This window comes from Pedobacter sp. Leaf176, assembly GCF_001424305.1.
In the GTDB taxonomy this organism is placed as follows: domain Bacteria; phylum Bacteroidota; class Bacteroidia; order Sphingobacteriales; family Sphingobacteriaceae; genus Pedobacter.
Map to the genome: position 1 here is coordinate 212,939 of NZ_LMPD01000001.1, position 15,107 is coordinate 228,045.

20 protein-coding genes are annotated in these 15,107 nt (G+C 38.2%); 3 read left to right on the top strand and 17 right to left on the bottom strand.

Features of this window, described 5'->3' with window-relative positions:
* Positions 1-28: 28 nt before the first annotated feature.
* Positions 29-556 (top strand): YfiT family bacillithiol transferase, encoded by a 528-nt coding sequence (locus tag ASF92_RS00915; protein ID WP_056086480.1) that lies wholly within the window; start codon positions 29-31, stop codon positions 554-556.
* A 43-nt stretch (positions 557-599) separates the two neighbouring features.
* Here the strand turns inward: ASF92_RS00915 and ASF92_RS00920 are convergent, their stop codons facing one another.
* From ASF92_RS00920 to ASF92_RS00955, 8 genes are all read right to left on the bottom strand, one after another.
* Complete coding sequence (locus tag ASF92_RS00920; RefSeq protein ID WP_082489415.1) at positions 600-1,319, bottom strand: heavy-metal-associated domain-containing protein; 720 nt, start codon at positions 1,317-1,319, stop codon at positions 600-602.
* Positions 1,320-1,699: 380 nt separating this feature from the next.
* Positions 1,700-2,524: a 4,5-DOPA dioxygenase extradiol gene (gene ygiD, locus ASF92_RS00925; RefSeq protein ID WP_056086485.1), complete on the bottom strand. Its 825-nt coding sequence runs from the start codon at positions 2,522-2,524 to the stop codon at positions 1,700-1,702.
* Between the two features lie 113 nt (positions 2,525-2,637).
* Positions 2,638-3,210 carry a YceI family protein gene (locus ASF92_RS00930; protein WP_056086487.1) on the bottom strand — a complete coding sequence of 191 codons (573 nt, stop codon included), beginning with the start codon at positions 3,208-3,210 and terminating at the stop codon, positions 2,638-2,640.
* Positions 3,211-3,432: 222 nt separating this feature from the next.
* On the bottom strand, positions 3,433-3,993 hold the full coding sequence (locus ASF92_RS00935) for an AraC family transcriptional regulator (protein WP_056086490.1): 561 nt from the start codon (positions 3,991-3,993) through the stop codon (positions 3,433-3,435).
* Complete coding sequence (locus ASF92_RS00940; protein ID WP_056086493.1) at positions 3,993-4,496, bottom strand: DUF3347 domain-containing protein; 504 nt, start codon at positions 4,494-4,496, stop codon at positions 3,993-3,995. The genes ASF92_RS00935 and ASF92_RS00940 overlap by 1 nt, the downstream gene beginning before the upstream one ends.
* 79 nt (positions 4,497-4,575) lie before the next feature.
* Positions 4,576-5,388 carry a hypothetical protein gene (locus ASF92_RS00945; RefSeq protein ID WP_157263663.1) on the bottom strand — a complete coding sequence of 271 codons (813 nt, stop codon included), beginning with the start codon at positions 5,386-5,388 and terminating at the stop codon, positions 4,576-4,578.
* Entirely contained in the window at positions 5,389-5,925 is a 537-nt protein-coding gene (locus ASF92_RS00950; protein WP_056086499.1) for a heavy-metal-associated domain-containing protein, read from the bottom strand. It lies immediately after the preceding gene.
* A gap of 129 nt (positions 5,926-6,054) precedes the next feature.
* Positions 6,055-6,459 carry a hypothetical protein gene (locus ASF92_RS00955; RefSeq protein WP_056086504.1) on the bottom strand — a complete coding sequence of 135 codons (405 nt, stop codon included), beginning with the start codon at positions 6,457-6,459 and terminating at the stop codon, positions 6,055-6,057.
* Positions 6,460-6,553: 94 nt separating this feature from the next.
* On the opposite strand from ASF92_RS00955, the gene ASF92_RS00960 reads away from it, so the two are divergent.
* Positions 6,554-7,282, top strand: coding sequence for a peptidylprolyl isomerase (locus tag ASF92_RS00960; protein WP_056086507.1), 729 nt, complete (start codon positions 6,554-6,556; stop codon positions 7,280-7,282).
* Entirely contained in the window at positions 7,282-8,049 is a 768-nt protein-coding gene (locus tag ASF92_RS00965; RefSeq protein ID WP_056086508.1) for an exodeoxyribonuclease III, read from the top strand. Before ASF92_RS00960 ends, ASF92_RS00965 begins: the two co-directional genes overlap by 1 nt.
* A gap of 92 nt (positions 8,050-8,141) precedes the next feature.
* Here the strand turns inward: ASF92_RS00965 and ASF92_RS20910 are convergent, their stop codons facing one another.
* The 9 genes from ASF92_RS20910 to lpxD all read right to left on the bottom strand — a co-directional run bounded on the left by ASF92_RS20910 (position 8,142) and on the right by lpxD (position 15,072).
* Entirely contained in the window at positions 8,142-8,300 is a 159-nt protein-coding gene (locus ASF92_RS20910) for a hypothetical protein (protein ID WP_157263666.1), read from the bottom strand.
* 7 nt (positions 8,301-8,307) lie between these two features.
* Positions 8,308-8,868, bottom strand: coding sequence for a 5-formyltetrahydrofolate cyclo-ligase (locus tag ASF92_RS00970; RefSeq protein ID WP_056086511.1), 561 nt, complete (start codon positions 8,866-8,868; stop codon positions 8,308-8,310).
* Positions 8,869-8,965: 97 nt separating this feature from the next.
* A complete protein-coding gene (gene efp, locus ASF92_RS00975) occupies positions 8,966-9,526 on the bottom strand; it encodes an elongation factor P (RefSeq protein ID WP_056086515.1) in 561 nt (186 codons plus the stop codon).
* Between the two features lie 119 nt (positions 9,527-9,645).
* Positions 9,646-10,206, bottom strand: coding sequence for an elongation factor P (efp, locus tag ASF92_RS00980; RefSeq protein ID WP_056089037.1), 561 nt, complete (start codon positions 10,204-10,206; stop codon positions 9,646-9,648).
* 449 nt (positions 10,207-10,655) lie between these two features.
* Entirely contained in the window at positions 10,656-11,270 is a 615-nt protein-coding gene (locus ASF92_RS00985; protein ID WP_056086520.1) for an ABC transporter ATP-binding protein, read from the bottom strand.
* A 31-nt stretch (positions 11,271-11,301) separates the two neighbouring features.
* On the bottom strand, positions 11,302-11,766 hold the full coding sequence (locus tag ASF92_RS00990; protein ID WP_056086524.1) for a GNAT family N-acetyltransferase: 465 nt from the start codon (positions 11,764-11,766) through the stop codon (positions 11,302-11,304).
* Between the two features lie 42 nt (positions 11,767-11,808).
* Entirely contained in the window at positions 11,809-12,594 is a 786-nt protein-coding gene (gene lpxA / locus ASF92_RS00995) for an acyl-ACP--UDP-N-acetylglucosamine O-acyltransferase (protein WP_056086529.1), read from the bottom strand.
* Positions 12,594-14,006 carry a bifunctional UDP-3-O-[3-hydroxymyristoyl] N-acetylglucosamine deacetylase/3-hydroxyacyl-ACP dehydratase gene (locus ASF92_RS01000; RefSeq protein ID WP_056086532.1) on the bottom strand — a complete coding sequence of 471 codons (1,413 nt, stop codon included), beginning with the start codon at positions 14,004-14,006 and terminating at the stop codon, positions 12,594-12,596. Before ASF92_RS01000 ends, lpxA begins: the two co-directional genes overlap by 1 nt.
* Complete coding sequence (gene lpxD, locus ASF92_RS01005) at positions 13,996-15,072, bottom strand: UDP-3-O-(3-hydroxymyristoyl)glucosamine N-acyltransferase (RefSeq protein WP_056086535.1); 1,077 nt, start codon at positions 15,070-15,072, stop codon at positions 13,996-13,998. Before lpxD ends, ASF92_RS01000 begins: the two co-directional genes overlap by 11 nt.
* Positions 15,073-15,107 lie beyond the last annotated feature (35 nt).

Sequence of the window (15,107 nt, forward strand, 5' to 3'; positions counted from 1 at the left end):
ATTTTTGTAAAATTCCTAATTTGCTTCCATGGATTTAGAACAACTAAAATACCCAATTGGCCAATTTATTATGCCCGAATTGTTCAATGAGCAACAAGCGATGATCTGGATTTCAGAAATTGAAACTTTGCCTGCGGAGATTAAAAAGGCAACGGAAAACCTCAGCGATTTACAATTAAATCAAACCTATCGGCCTGAAGGCTGGTCATTAAAACAAGTTATTCATCATATACCTGATAGTCACCTGAACGCTTACATTCGTTTTAAACAAGCGATGACTGAAGATATCCCGATCATCAGACCATATTATGAAGAACGCTGGGCAGAAACTGAAGAGGCGAAAAATGGTAATATCGAAATGTCTATTTCACTTTTAACGGGTTTGCATCAGCGCTGGGTTGCCTTCCTAAAAACATTAAAAATTGAAGATTATCAGCGCAAATACATCCATCCCGCACAGGATCAAGAACTCACTTTGGCAAATATGTTAGGCATGTACGCATGGCATGGGAAACATCATTTGGCACACATTACGAATACCATTCCGAAAAGCTAGCCATATCTTATCTTTAGCGGAATACTCAAAGTGAAACGTAATTCTACATCAGCACAAGCATTGCCGCGCTCATCGCAATCATAATCGCATCCTCAACAATGGTAACGGTGCTCATGGGTAAATTAAAGACCGCACCAAGGCAAGCGCACTGAATCTTTTTCTTGTTCAATACGCTTTCTAATACGCCTAATATACTCACGACCATTACAATTAATGTAATCCAGTTTACCGTAAGCGGTGAAACATTTAGCGCAAAACTTAAACCTAATCCAAGTTCGATAAAAGCATAAATATATCCCCAGCCAGAAAATTTCTTCGCAACAATATCATACATCGCATAACTTTCCGCGAAGGCGCTCAGATTTAACATCTTAAAAAAAGAGAAAGTCAGGAAAAATCCTGCCATAAAAATCCGCATGAAAGTCATCAAATTTAAAGCACCATTTTGCCAAGAAACCACTAATGAAATTGCGAAAACATAACCGAAGATTAATAAAATTGGTTTGTAAGTTGCTGCCCAGGATTTTGTTTCTTCGAGAACTTCACTATGTGCAGTGGCTGCGATTTGGTATTTACTTTCAGCACCGCCTAAAGCCTGCTGCAAGGTAGATAAGCCAATGTGTTTATCCATCGTAATCGTGGCAGAATTTGTGTCTTTTGAGACCTCAACAGATGTTACATCTGGTAAAACCAAAAGATTACTTTTTACTTTATTTTCGCAACCACCACAGGTCATGCCGGTAAGTTGATAGGTATGTGTCATAAATCAAAAATTTATACAAATTTACCTTTTGGTGCGACGAGAACCGTTATAGAATAATCATAAAATGTTATAGAATTTTATGTTACTAATATGCTGTATAACTTTTCTTAATGACCATTAAAGAATTAAGAAAATTAAGGTTCAAGCTTCATTTAAATAAGCTAAATACAAGTTTTTGGTGATTCGTTTCTCCCTAAGCCTAAATACTAGCCCACCATAACGGATTGTAAAATATAGGCTTTTCTTAACGCCCTTAATTCCTTTATGGTAATTTTCAAAATAGGCTTGTGACCTTTAAAGAGTTAAGAAAATTAAGGTTTAAGCTCCGTTTAAAACAGCTAAAACAAGTTTTTTTGATTCGTTTCTCTAACCCTACACTTTTAGCCCACCAAAACAGACGTCATCGTCAACGAGCCACCAACTGCTTTATCGTTAAAGAAAGAAACTTCCTCGCTATCTTGCTTCATACCTAAAGTATAAATCAAGGGCAGGTAGTGCTCGGGCGTTGGGATGGCCAGCATCGCGGCGGAACCTAAATTTCGGTAATCGATCAAAGGCTTATGGTCGCCGTTAGCGATGAGGTTTTTGAATTTACCGTTCATCTCATTCGCCCAGTCATAACCGCCACCGTTAATCATTTCCCAACTTAACATTCGAAGGTTGTGAACCATGTTTCCACTACCCAGAACCAGTACGCCTTTCTTTCGAAGCGCATAGATTTCCTGAGCAATTTCGTAATGTTGCCCGGGAGATTTGGTATAATCAATGCTTAGTTGAAGAACAGGTATATTGGCGTTGGGATACATGTGTTTTACAACAGTCCAGGTGCCATGATCTAAACCCCAATCGTGATCTAAACCCACACTTGTGGTGTTTACCAAATCCGGAATTTCTGCTGCCAGCTTTGAATCGCCAGGTGCAGGATATTGAACATCAAAAAGCGCTTGGGGAAAGCCACCGAAATCGTGAATGGTTGATGGGAAATCCATGGCCGTAACAAAAGTTCCATGTGTGTACCAGTGCGCCGAAACTACCAGTACAGCTTTAGGAACGGGAATATTTTTTGCCAAATCGGCCCAGCTCTGGCTAAACTCGTTATTTTCGATACCATTCATCGGCGAGCCGTGACCAATGAAAATGGTTGGCATTAAATCGGTTTGTGGTAAACGCTGAGTAAAACTTCTGAATTGAGATAATGTTGGCATGGTAAGGGTTGTGAGTAAAATCGTCATTTCGACTAAAGTGGAGATATCTTTGAAATTTATATGAAAGATTTCTCGATTCCGCGTTGCTTCGCTCGAAATGACGGCATTGGAGATTATTTTGACTGAACAAATTCAAGGTTGAGTTTAATGGTAACATCTTTGGCAACACCAGCGCCGGTAGGGTCATATTTTATGTTATAATCTATACGGTTAATGTTCGTCGTTGCACCGAAACCAGCCTTCGTGTTTCCTTGTTGGTCCTTTGCAGTTCCACCATAAATTACTGCAAATTTTACATCTTTAGTTACGTCCCGGATGGTTAATTTACCAGCTAATTCATAATTGTTGCCGCTTAATTTTTTGAAAGAGGTGCTTTCAAACTTCATGGTTGGATAAGTTGCTGCATTGAAAAAGTCATCAGTTTTTAAATGGCCATCTCTCATGTCGACCCCAGTTGTAATGCTATTGACATCAACTGTAAAACTAATTTTTGCATCAGTTAAATCTGGTTTTGCAGCGGTAACTTTACCCTCGAATTTTTTAAATGAACCATCAACGAAAGAAATGCCCATGTGCTTAACTGAAAAGTTAACGAAGGAGTGCATCGGGTCGATTTTCCAGCTGGTTTGTGCGAAAGATGCTAAGCTGATTGTTGCAGCTATCAGAAATAAGAATAATTTTTTCATAACCTTTGTCTTTTTTATTTAAACAAAAGTAGGCTAACATTTAATTTACTAACTTGATGTATGTTAAGAAAGTAGAATTGGGAAAAAGCCAATTATTCTTTATTGTTATCCGCGGACTTAAGTCAACGGCAATAGGATGATTTCTATGCGAAATATAATTTTATTCTGTTGGCGATTTGCTGTTCCTTACCGTCAGTTCAAAAACTGATGGAGTTCGCAAATTCAAATCTCATCCAGCGTTTTTCGTTTATCTAATTCCTGGTTTTTATATGCAGATGGCGTTAAACCTGTAACCTTTTTAAACTGGGCGGATAAATGAGCAACACTGCTATAATTAAGTTGATAAGCGATTTCACTCAAAGTGAGCTCACCATACGTGAGCATTTCCTTAGCCTTTTCAACTTTTTGAGCAATGAAATATTTCTCAATGTTTTGATGCTCGGCTTCCGAAAAAATCGCGCTGAGCTGAGCATATTCCATCCTGAGTTGCTCGCTTAAATAGGATGATAAATTAACTTTTAAGGGTTCTTTAGTGTAATGAACAAGATTAATAATTATCGTTTTAATCTGTTCAGCGATTTGAGTTTTCTTGTCCTCAAGTAACTCAAAACCAAAATGAATTAGCTTTTCGGCTATTTTCTTCTTATCGTCGGCAGAAATATTTTGTGCAAATGAAACTTCTCCTAACTCAACCGAAATAGGGTTAAAACCAAGCTTTTCGAGTTCGGCTTTAACCACCATTTTGCAACGGTTGCAGACCATATTTTTGATATGGAGGTTCATTATTTTGATTTTATGGTTTCCGAAACATCGCCGCAATCGAACATCATGCTACCATAATATGGGTTTTCAATATTTTCTTTTTCGTTTAACCAGCTAGCTTTCGCCATTGGGCAATGCTGAACATAAACTGTTGCATCGTTAAATTTGATTTTTCGTACCGTTTTAATCATCGCATAAGAAATGCCTTCGAAAGATTTTCTTTGTGCTTTGATGTCTTTTGCGCCAACCAATTCAGTGGCTTTCGCTTTGATAGTTTTTGCCTGTTCCATCCAAATTGTGTGTTGAGCAGCGGGCAAATTTTTGTGAGGAATGGCATCAACTTTAATTGATAACGCTTTTGCTGTTTCTGCCGCCAAGTCTTTTTTATCGGTAGCCAGAGCATTTTTTACATCGTAGTATGCCCTTAATAACTGGTTGAAAGCGGCATCTGTTTTAGTTTGTGCAAAAGTCAATTTTGTTGTCGCTATGGCGATTATCGCCAATATTATCATAATTTTTTTCATCGTTTTATTTTTTTAATTTTTATTGAAGCTTGTATCGGTAAGATTAAACTTTACTGCTTAGGCAGGTTTCATATCGACTCTATTTTAAAGCATTAAAAAAGTTAAATTCTGCTCTTAGCAGATACATGTTTTTGGTATATCTATTAGCCATACTTCCTGTTGCCTGAAAGCGGTAACCCAAATCTATTCTGGTTGTACTATTCAAAATTACCTGAATAGCTGGCGCTAAATCTAAGTAAGATTCGCCCGAACCCGGGTCGGTTTTGCCCAACATTTCGAAATATATGTTGAAATTTGGATCCTTATAATTTTTATAAACTGCAGGCAAAACCAAATAACCAGAGGATAAACTGTAGGAAAGCATATTGTTAGCTCCCGGCATGCCGGCCATATTTTTATCCGTATCCTTAAAAGCATGCGCATAACCCAGTGTTGCCGACAAAGCAAGCTTATGCAAAAGCTGGGTAAAAATTAAACCACCTTGCAGGCCACTATTGTCGCCCTCCAGATTAATATCTCTTGTGTAAATAGATCGCTTGCTTGTGCTTACCCTACCGAAAGCGGCAGCTCTGAAGTGGCTTTGTGCGTCGTCCAACGATAAAAAGCGGTATTTTGCATATAAACTTCCGCCCTCCACGCGATATTTTCCATCCATATCAGATAAAAAAGCTTGAGCATGCATCATCAAGTTTTTATTGAAACCAAACATGACTTCCGGGATGGTTCTACTCACGAAACCGGGATTGTTAAACATGCCTTCGTTCGTGATGCGCACACCAATTGATTTAGTGGGCATGTTGCTTGCGGGTTCGGTAAAAACATACAATTCCTGACTGAACGCCATGTTGCAGGCACCGATGAAAATCAGCACCATTGAGCAAATTTTTCTCATTTAAGAAAGAACTAAGTGATAAACACGGGTTTTCTTTCCGTTTACGACAGCAGTTCCGTTTGCGTAAGCATCAGAATTTACTGTAGTTGATTGCTTTTTAAAAGCAGAACCTGAAATAAAATTTTTGTCTACAACCGACGCTTTTACCGTTCCATTCAGAGTTTTGTTTTTGGCATTTAAAAACCGATAAACATTGCCATCAATAATTGCCTGACCTTTATCATCAACCTTAACCTGGTTAAAATTAAAATCTGCGGTTAGGCCGCCTACAGAAAAACCGGCATCCTGAACTTTTTTACGTAGCATATCCAGGCTGACATCAGCACCTTTTTTGAAAGTTAAAACGAAGATGTTTTTATTTAAATCGGGTTTGACAGAGTTGATAAAACCTAAAGTTTCTAATGATTTTTGTGTGGCATTTGAACACATTGAACAAGTTAAACCTGTCACCTGTAAATCGGCGGTTGAAATTTGTTGAGCCGATGCCTGAACGGCGAAGAAGAGCATAATAATGCTGAATAATTTTATTGTTTTCATGATTATTTGAAATTAGAATTTTTGATTACCCGTCATTTCGACTGAGTTTTTCACTAGGTGGAATCTAATTGGCAAAGATTTCTCATTCCGCTTCACTTCTTTCGAACTGACGGAAACGAAGATTAAATTCTAATTCCTAAAAATGCAATTGAAAACATGTAAGGCAACCCGCGAAGAAAGTGGAGGTGCTTTGTTGCTAATTTTGCGGGAAAAAGCAGGAGTAATGTTGCTGATAAATTCTAGAACCGGAGGATGTAGAAAAAGCTGAATAGAAAACAACTTTGGCATCTCGACTTTAGCTGCGGTTTGGTGACTATCTTTAACCTTTACCGTAACCTGCGTGTTTTTGCAACAGCCATCGTCCTTAATCTTTTCAGCAGGAATATCCACGCAAAATTTACAAGAAACCTCATTGCTAAAGAGTTTTACATTCTCGAGTTTACCACCACAAAAATGCAAGCTTAAAGCCAAACCCATAACACTAACCATATAAAATAAGGCCAAAGAAAGTGCTATTTTTTGTTTTAACTTCATTATCACAAAGATAAGATAAAAAAATCCGAATAATAAACCCCTTTATTTATCGAATTTCATTTTTTACACTAATTTAGCCTTAAACCCGATCTGAATGAAGAAGCTATTTTTATTTATCTGCACTTTCTCTATGCTTTCTGCTTTTGCTGTGAAGCCGAAAAATCAATATGTCCTCATTAAAACATCGTTTGGAGAATGCATCGTAAAATTATACAACGAAACACCGCTCCATCGCGACAACTTTTTAAAGCTCAGTAAAGAGGGTTATTATAATGGAACATTGTTTCATAGGGTGATAAAAGATTTTATGATTCAGGGTGGTGATCCGGATTCGAAAAACGCCAAACCTGATTCCTTACTTGGTGAGGGCGGTCCAAAGTATACTGTTCCCGCAGAATTTAGAGATAGTCTATTTCACAAGAAAGGGGTGTTGGCGGCAGCGAGGGAAGGCGACGTGGTGAATCCACTAAAGGCATCAAGTGGAAGTCAGTTTTACTTAGTACAAGGAAAGGTTTTTACCGATGAGCAATTAAATTCTTTAGAGGAAAAACGGCTGAAATTTAAAATTCCGGAGTGGCAAAGACAGGTTTATAAGACCATTGGCGGAACGCCTCATTTAGATAGAAATTATACGGTTTATGGTGAAATCGTTGTTGGGTTGGATATCGTTGATAAGATAGCTGCCGTGTTAACTGATAAAAATAATCGTCCCAAACAGGATGTTAAAATGGACATCACGATTTTGAAAAGAAGAGCGGCGAAAAAGTTGGAAAAACAGCTCGCGCAGGATTCTTTGAAAGAAAAAATGTTAATGAAACCGTAATGAGAATTATCTCCTATAATGTTAATGGAATTCGTGCAGCAAGTACCAAAAACTTCTTCGGATGGCTCCAGGCGACTGACGCCGATATGGTTTGCCTGCAAGAAGTGAAAGCCTTGCCAATACAAATCCCCGAAATCATTGCTTTGATAGAACAGCTCGGTTACCACCATTATTGGTTTCCGGCAGAGAAAAAAGGTTATAGCGGAGTGGCTATATTAACCCGAGTTAAACCCAATCATGTAGAATATGGTTGTGGTAAAGATTGGATCGATAGAGAGGGTAGAATTTTAAGAGCGGATTTTGATGATTTCTCGTTGATGAGTTTGTATATGCCATCGGGCTCGAGCGGCGACGAGCGACAGGTAAAGAAATACGAGTTCATGCAGTTCTTCGATGACTATATTGGCAAATTGCGTCAAGAGATCCCAAACTTAATTGTCAGCGGCGATTTTAATATCTGTCACACCTCGATTGACATCCACAATCCAAAATCGAATGCGAACTCATCCGGGTTTTTGCCAGAGGAAAGGGAATGGATGCAGCTATTTTTGGATAATGGTTTCATCGATACGTTCCGCCACTTTAATAAAGGCCCGCATCATTACACCTGGTGGAGTTACCGCGCAGGGTCGAGAGGGAAAAACCTGGGTTGGCGAATCGATTATCACATGGCGACAAAGCAGTTGGAAAACCGACTGAAAATCGTTAGGATTTTACCAGATGCCATTCACTCTGATCATTGTCCGGTTTTGCTGGAAATTGACTGAGGTATATAATATGTATATGGATGATGGTGGTCTTGTTACCAGATAATCGCTGCTTTTACTGCAGCCATCTGTAAAAGCATAAACAAACGAAACTACAAATGCTCTGCCTCGTATTTCTCGCCGGCCTTCAACATCAGCTCTATTTGCTTTAAATCATCGTCTGTAAGCTCTTCCTTTTCTTGCAATTCGAATACCGCAATCATATTGTCTTCGTATTGCTTTTCAGTTTTGATAATGATTTCCTGATGCATGATAAACTTAAAATTTAATAATTTCTGTTGGTGTAAGGCAAAAATCCAAACGGATGTCGTGTTTGTTCACATCATCGATTTTATCGATTGCATGTGACAAAGATAAGCCTATTTTTTGAGCATTTATCTTTTCAAGAAAACGGTCATAAAATCCTTTTCCATAACCTACTCTGTGACCTTGCTTATCAAAAGCAAGTAGAGGAACTAAAACCATATCAATTTCACCATCATGAACAATTCCTTTCTGAGGTTCTAAAATATTGTAGAGATTTTTATGTAAGTCATCTGCGCCTAAATATTCATGATTGGTCATTAAAGCGGTTTCAAAATCAGCCTTAGGAACAATAATCTTAATTTCCGGATGATTTTTGGCCAGCCATTCAATTAGGAGAAAAGTATTCGGTTCTTTCTTTTCTTCAATAGGTAAAAAGATGTGCAGCGTTTTTAAATTGCTGAAATCCAGAGAAATAAATTGATTGAATAAGCCGTTGTTTAGCGATTCATATTCTGATTGGCTTATCGCTAATCTGTCTTTTAAAGCTTGTATTCTGATTTCGGATTTTAACATATTACATTTAGACAAATAAAACGCGGGGAAACATACAAGGTTTGTAAAAAAAAAGCCCTTGAAAACAAATCCAAGGGCTCTTCGGCTAATTTGTAAATTATTTTACACGTTCAACATATTCACCTGTACGTGTATCAACTTTAATTTTATCGCCCTGGTTTACGAACATTGGAACTTTAACCTCAACACCGTTTTCAAGTGTTGCTGCTTTTAAAGCATTTGTAGAAGTATCGCCTTTTACAGCTGGTTCAGAATAGGTAATTTCGAATTCGGCAAAGTTTGGCAACTGGCCCATAATTGCTTCGTCGCTTTCCATTGAAACAATTACATTCATACCTTCTTTTAAAAACTTGATAGCGGAACCAAATAATGATTTCTCAACATTATATTGCTCATAAGTGTTATTATCCATTACCACCAGGTAATCGCCGTCTTCATAAAGATATTGATAATCGTTGGTTTCAACGCGGCAAATTTCAACCGCTTCATCGGTATTCATGCGGGCTTCTACAATTCTGCCCGATTTAATGTTACGAAATTTACCAGTGTAAAAAGCGCCGCCTTTGCCTGGTGTACGGTGATTCCATTCATCAACTGTAACCAACTCGTTGTTTACACGCAGGATGTTACCTGTTTTAATTTCTGATGCTTTTGCCATATGATGTTATCCTGTCTGGATTTTATATTACTGATTTTTGTGACCGCAAAGGTAAAATTATTTTAATAAAAACCTATAAAGGTTTAGGGCTTAACGTTTAGGATGGAAGGTGTTATAGTCTACTTAACACGCTCCATATAGTCGCCGGATTTGGTATCAACCTTAACCTTATCACCCTGGTTTATGAATAATGGTACCCTGATTTCTGCACCCGTTTCTACGGTAGCATATTTTTGGGCACTGGTTGAGGTGTCGCCTTTAACGGCAGGTTCAGTATATGTAATTTCGAGTTCTACACTGTTTGGCAATTGCGCAACAATCGGCTCATCACTTTCAAAAGCGATGGTAACGTTCATGCCCTCTTTTAAGAATTTAATTGAACTTCCGAATAGCAATTTCGGGATGTTATACTGCTCAAAGGTATTGTTGTCCATAACCACCAAATAGTCGCCATCTTCGTATAAATATTGATAATCGTTGGTTTCTACACGGCAAATGGTTACCTCTTCATCTGTACGGAATCGATATTCAACAATTTTACCGGTTTTAACATTGCGCATACGGGCCTGATAAAATGCTCTTAGATTGCCTGGCGTACGATGGATGTATTCTTCTACACTTACCAATTCTCCGTTAAAACGAAGTACATTTCCGCCTTTTACTTCTGATGCCTTTGCCATTATAATTTTTTTGAGCCTCAAAGTTAAATAAAGGATTTTTGATTTGAAAAGCAAAATCTGGATTAATCCATTACGGCCGTCATGGAGGTAATCCTTGCGCAGGGTTTCGCTAAAAGGCTTTGAAAGAATGCTATTATTCACATGGCCATCTAGAATAAAATCAATGTATAAAAGAAATGCCTTTGGGAACCACTCCAAAGGCATAATCAACCTAAACCTAAAACTAAACTATGAAAAAAATCTTTTGCTATTTAAAGCCTTATATCTTGATTCCGTTAAACGGGGAATACCATCATTTCGTAAAAGGATATTATAATTTCTACATCTCTTTTTGGTGGTGCAAAGGTAAGAACAATTTTTAAATCTCCAAAAAAATTTTGAAATAAAAATATATTGTACAAATACATGACAAATCACGAAGGGTGGTTTAGTAATATTTAGACGATAACCTACTTAAAATCAGCTATTTGTATGTGTTTTCGGCAAAATTCGTATTCCTGAATTTGGTTGGATCCTATTATAGTTAACCGATTTTTTGTATAATTTTCGATCAACTCTCGATACCAATCGACTCCTTGAACGTCTAAATTACTGGTAGGTTCATCTAAAAATAAAATTGGTGAGTTGGAACAGCAGGCCAAAGCAAGTTTGGTTCTTTGCTTCATTCCTGATGAAAAGTACTTAATTTCTTTGTTAGCAGATTTTTCCAGACCAAGTATGGAAACCAGTGATTTAGCATTTAATCCAGCGGAAAAATCCTTAAACTTAAAGTGGAAATCAATAAGCTCTTTCAAAGTGAAAGTTTCTACCAATTCTAAATATGGAGCAGCTAAACTGATGTGCTTATAAATATCCTCCACTGGAATATCTTTATTTTCTGAAAATGAAATCTGCCCTTCTGATGGCGTTAAGCTTCCCGTTAAAACACTTAATAAAGTAGATTTTCCTGAGCCATTCGGACCCAAAATGGCGTAGCTATTGCCTGAAGTAAACTCGGTGCTTAGGTTTCTGAAAATCCATTCTTTATTAAATCTTCGTCCAACATTGTTTAAAGTTATCGTCATTTTTAGAGTATCAAGATTTGGGTATCAGGTATCAAGACTTGGGTAGCGGTTTAGCCATGCAAACGCTATTATTTACACCGATGTACTGTCCGTAGTTTGGTATAATCTTGTATCCGACTTTTTGGTATAAAGCAATTGCTTCAGGTTGTTTCTTACCTGTTTCTAAAACACATTCCTTAAAACCTAGTTCTGCAGCCCAATTTTCCAGTTCAGTCAATATCTTAGCGGCAATGCCTTGCTTTCTGTAATCAGGATGAACAAACATGCGTTTAATTTCCGCAGCGTTTTCAGAGAATGGTTTTATTGCTCCACAACCTACAGGGAGTTCATTTTGGTAAGCAACAACAACTTCTTTAATGGCATCAACCTTATTGAATTGAGCATAAAAAGTATGATCATCACCGTCTCTAATGGCCAAATCTTTATCGAGTAAAGTCACTAATGATCTAAAGTCAGCATTATCTGAATTCGTTCGGATTAGCGTTAAATTACCCATTAATATTTGCTTTAAGCTTTGGTCTTTTTGCTTTAGACTTATTTAACTGCCCATTCCAAAACCTTTCATCACACCACGATTAGAGTTGCGAATAAAGTCTACGATCTCATCACGAATCTCGGTTGGTTTAAATTCGGCTTCAATTATATCCAACGCTTTAGTTACGTTATTGTGTTTTACGAAAAGTACCCTGTAAATTTCCTGAATCTCATCAATCTGTTCATTGGTGAATCCCCTCCTGCGTAAACCGACGGAGTTAATTCCAGCATAGGACAATGGCTCACGTGCAGCCTTTACATAAGGAGGAACATCTTTACGAACCAGTGAACCGCCTGTTACAAAAGCATAAGAACCTACTTTAACGAATTGATGAATGGCAACCAGGCCGGCTAAAACGACATTATTTCCGATGGTAATGTGTCCGGCTAAAGTTGTGCTGTTTGAGAAAATACAATTATTACCAACTTCACAGTCATGGGCGATGTGGGAATAGGCCTGAATTAAGCAATTGCTGCCAATTACGGTTTTCCATTTATCTTTCGTACCGCGATTAATCGTTACACATTCACGGATTGTGGTATTATCGCCAATTTCGGCGGTTGTTACTTCTCCTGCAAATTTTAAGTCCTGAGGTTCGCCTGAAATCACTGCACCGGGAAAAATACGACAGTTTTTACCGATTCTGGCACCGTCCATTATCGTAACGTTGGAGCCAATCCAGGTTCCTTCCCCAATAACGACATCTTTATGTATCACCACAAAAGGCTCAATTACGACATTTTCGGCAATTTTTGCCTGAGGATGTATATATGCTAACGGTTGTATCATTATTGGGCAGGTTCTGTTTGTTTAATTTTAGATATTTGGGCCATCATTTCAGCTTCCACAACGATTTTTTCTCCTACCATACCTACGCCTTTCATCTGAGCGATACCCCTTCTGATGGGTTCCAGCAAATCGCAACGAAAAACAATGGTATCGCCGGGAAGTACCTGCGCCCTGAAGCGTACATTGTCTATTTTTAAGAAATAGGTCAGGTAATTTCTGGGATCCGGAACCGTACTTAATACCAGGATACCGCCAACCTGGGCCATTGCCTCAATCTGGATTACACCTGGAAAAACTGGTGCGCCAGGGAAATGGCCTTTGAAAAATTCTTCGTTCATTGTTACGTTTTTAACGCCTACAACGTGGTTTTTAGAAAGTTCTAAAATTTTATCTACAAATAAAAATGGCTGACGATGAGGCAAAATGTCCATAATCTGAACAACGTCGTATAATGGCTTAGCGCTAGGATCGTACACCTTCTGTATTTTCTTGTTTTTTTCTTTTTTAATGGCCGCCTTGATTTTCTTTGCAAACGCAACGTTAGCGGCATGTCCTGGACGAGCAGCCATGATATGGCCTTTTAAGTGCATACCAACTAAAGCCAAATCACCTATCATATCCAATAATTTGTGGCGTGCAGGCTCATTTTGATAGCGTAACTCCATGTTATTTAAAATCCCTTGAGGAGCTACATCAATATCTTTACGGTTGAAAAGTTTGGCTAAGTGGCTTAATTCATCTTTAGTTACTTCTTTGTCAACAATCACAATGGCATTGTTTAAGTCTCCGCCTTTAATAAGATTGTGTTGTAACTGATATTCTAATTCATGTAAGAAGCAAAAAGTGCGGCAAGAAGCGATTTCTTTCTTAAATTCCGCGATGGTATTGATCCCGGCATGCTGGCTACCCAGCACAGGGGAATTATAATCAATCATACAGGTAAAGCGATAATCATCTAAAGGCATCGCTACGATTTCAACTTTCCTGTCTGTTTCCGTATAGGTGATGTTATGGGGTATTGTAAAATATTCCCGGTCTGCATTTTGCTCAACAGTTCCAGCCTCCTCTAACAAATCAACAAACTGTATCGAACTACCATCCATAATTGGTGTTTCCGGTCCGTCGAGTTGTATTAAAATATTGTCTAAATCCATTCCAACCAAAGATGCCATAACGTGCTCAATGGTACTAACACTTGCACCGTTTTGTGTAATTGTAGTACCACGGGATGTGTCTGTAACATTATCGGCATCAGCGTCAATAATCGGTTTTCCATCTAAATCAATACGCTGGAATTTGAAGCCATGATTTTCCGGTGCCGGGCAAAAAGTTAAATTAACATTGGCACCGGTGTGTAAGCCAACTCCGGATGCTGATATTTCTTTTTTAATCGTCTTTTGTCTAACGTTCATTTTGTATTGTATTCTGTTGCTGTTCTGCTGTTAGTTTTTTTAGCGTTTCTTCTAAAGCGTTGATTCGCTTTTCTACATCTGGTAGATGTTTAAATATAACCGAAGCGCGCATCCAGTTTCTTAGTGGTTGTGCCGGACTTCCGTGCCACTGTTTATTTTCTTCTGTTATGTTGAAATTGATACCTGCCTGCGCACCAATTTGTGTTCCTTTTGCTAATGTTAAATGGCCGGCAATACCCACCTGACCGCCAATAACGCTGTTGGGACCTACTTTAGTACTGCCTGATATTCCTGATTGGGCAGCTAAAACGGTATTTTCCCCAATCTCAGCATTATGCGCCACCTGAATTAAGTTATCTATTTTGGCGCCTTTTTTAATGATTGTTGAGCCCATCGTAGCCCTGTCAATCGTTGTATTGGCACCGATTTCGACATCACTTTCAATTATAACGTTACCTATTTGCGGTATTTTATTGTATGTTCCATCTTTTTGTGGCGCAAAACCAAAACCATCGCTACCAATTACTGTGTTCGAGTGTATGGTAACCCTATCGCCAATGGCAGAATTGTGGTAAATCTTAACACCAGGAAAAAAATTACAGTTTTCGCCGATTTTAGAGTTAGCACCTACATAAACCTGAGGGTTAATTTTAGTTCCTGAAGCAATTTCCACATGCTCTGCAACATATGCAAAAGCACCAATAAAAACACCTTGACCAACTTTTGCTGTTGGATGTACAAAAGCCAGCTTATCTATGCCAGATTGCGATGCCTGTGCATTGACTGCTTCATTATATTTATCCAATAAAATTGTGAAAGAACTATAAGGGTTTTCGACACGGATGAGTGTGCTTGTATATTGTTGTGTGGGGTTAAAATCTTTAGAGACGATAACAACGGATGCCTGTGTAGAATAGATAAAATTTTCATACTTAGGATTGGAAAGAAAAGACAAAGAACCTTCTTTACCATCTTCTATTTTCGAGAGTTCTGTTACAGCTACATCGGGGTTGCCATCAATGGAACCATTTAAAAACTCGCTTATCTGCTTGGCAGTAAATTGCATCGTACAAAGGTAAATGTTAAATTGATATGAACAAA

What these genes read in the sequence shown, in the direction of transcription:
- ASF92_RS01000 (WP_056086532.1), bottom strand. Translation starts at nt 14,006, where the DNA reads ATGAACGTTAGACAAAAGACGATTAAAAAAGAAATATCAGCATCCGGA.
- ASF92_RS00940 (WP_056086493.1), bottom strand. Translation starts at nt 4,496, where the DNA reads ATGAAAAAAATTATGATAATATTGGCGATAATCGCCATAGCGACAACA.
- ASF92_RS00935 (WP_056086490.1), bottom strand. Translation starts at nt 3,993, where the DNA reads ATGAACCTCCATATCAAAAATATGGTCTGCAACCGTTGCAAAATGGTG.
- ASF92_RS00915 (WP_056086480.1), top strand. Translation starts at nt 29, where the DNA reads ATGGATTTAGAACAACTAAAATACCCAATTGGCCAATTTATTATGCCC.
- ASF92_RS00945 (WP_157263663.1), bottom strand. Translation starts at nt 5,388, where the DNA reads ATGAGAAAAATTTGCTCAATGGTGCTGATTTTCATCGGTGCCTGCAAC.
- ASF92_RS00985 (WP_056086520.1), bottom strand. Translation starts at nt 11,270, where the DNA reads ATGACGATAACTTTAAACAATGTTGGACGAAGATTTAATAAAGAATGG.
- lpxA (WP_056086529.1), bottom strand. Translation starts at nt 12,594, where the DNA reads ATGATACAACCGTTAGCATATATACATCCTCAGGCAAAAATTGCCGAA.
- ASF92_RS00970 (WP_056086511.1), bottom strand. Translation starts at nt 8,868, where the DNA reads ATGTTAAAATCCGAAATCAGAATACAAGCTTTAAAAGACAGATTAGCG.
- ygiD (WP_056086485.1), bottom strand. Translation starts at nt 2,524, where the DNA reads ATGCCAACATTATCTCAATTCAGAAGTTTTACTCAGCGTTTACCACAA.
- ASF92_RS00920 (WP_082489415.1), bottom strand. Translation starts at nt 1,319, where the DNA reads ATGACACATACCTATCAACTTACCGGCATGACCTGTGGTGGTTGCGAA.
- ASF92_RS00930 (WP_056086487.1), bottom strand. Translation starts at nt 3,210, where the DNA reads ATGAAAAAATTATTCTTATTTCTGATAGCTGCAACAATCAGCTTAGCA.
- ASF92_RS00955 (WP_056086504.1), bottom strand. Translation starts at nt 6,459, where the DNA reads ATGAAGTTAAAACAAAAAATAGCACTTTCTTTGGCCTTATTTTATATG.
- ASF92_RS00965 (WP_056086508.1), top strand. Translation starts at nt 7,282, where the DNA reads ATGAGAATTATCTCCTATAATGTTAATGGAATTCGTGCAGCAAGTACC.
- ASF92_RS00950 (WP_056086499.1), bottom strand. Translation starts at nt 5,925, where the DNA reads ATGAAAACAATAAAATTATTCAGCATTATTATGCTCTTCTTCGCCGTT.
- ASF92_RS20910 (WP_157263666.1), bottom strand. Translation starts at nt 8,300, where the DNA reads ATGCATCAGGAAATCATTATCAAAACTGAAAAGCAATACGAAGACAAT.
- ASF92_RS00990 (WP_056086524.1), bottom strand. Translation starts at nt 11,766, where the DNA reads ATGGGTAATTTAACGCTAATCCGAACGAATTCAGATAATGCTGACTTT.
- efp (WP_056089037.1), bottom strand. Translation starts at nt 10,206, where the DNA reads ATGGCAAAGGCATCAGAAGTAAAAGGCGGAAATGTACTTCGTTTTAAC.
- lpxD (WP_056086535.1), bottom strand. Translation starts at nt 15,072, where the DNA reads ATGCAATTTACTGCCAAGCAGATAAGCGAGTTTTTAAATGGTTCCATT.
- ASF92_RS00960 (WP_056086507.1), top strand. Translation starts at nt 6,554, where the DNA reads ATGAAGAAGCTATTTTTATTTATCTGCACTTTCTCTATGCTTTCTGCT.
- efp (WP_056086515.1), bottom strand. Translation starts at nt 9,526, where the DNA reads ATGGCAAAAGCATCAGAAATTAAAACAGGTAACATCCTGCGTGTAAAC.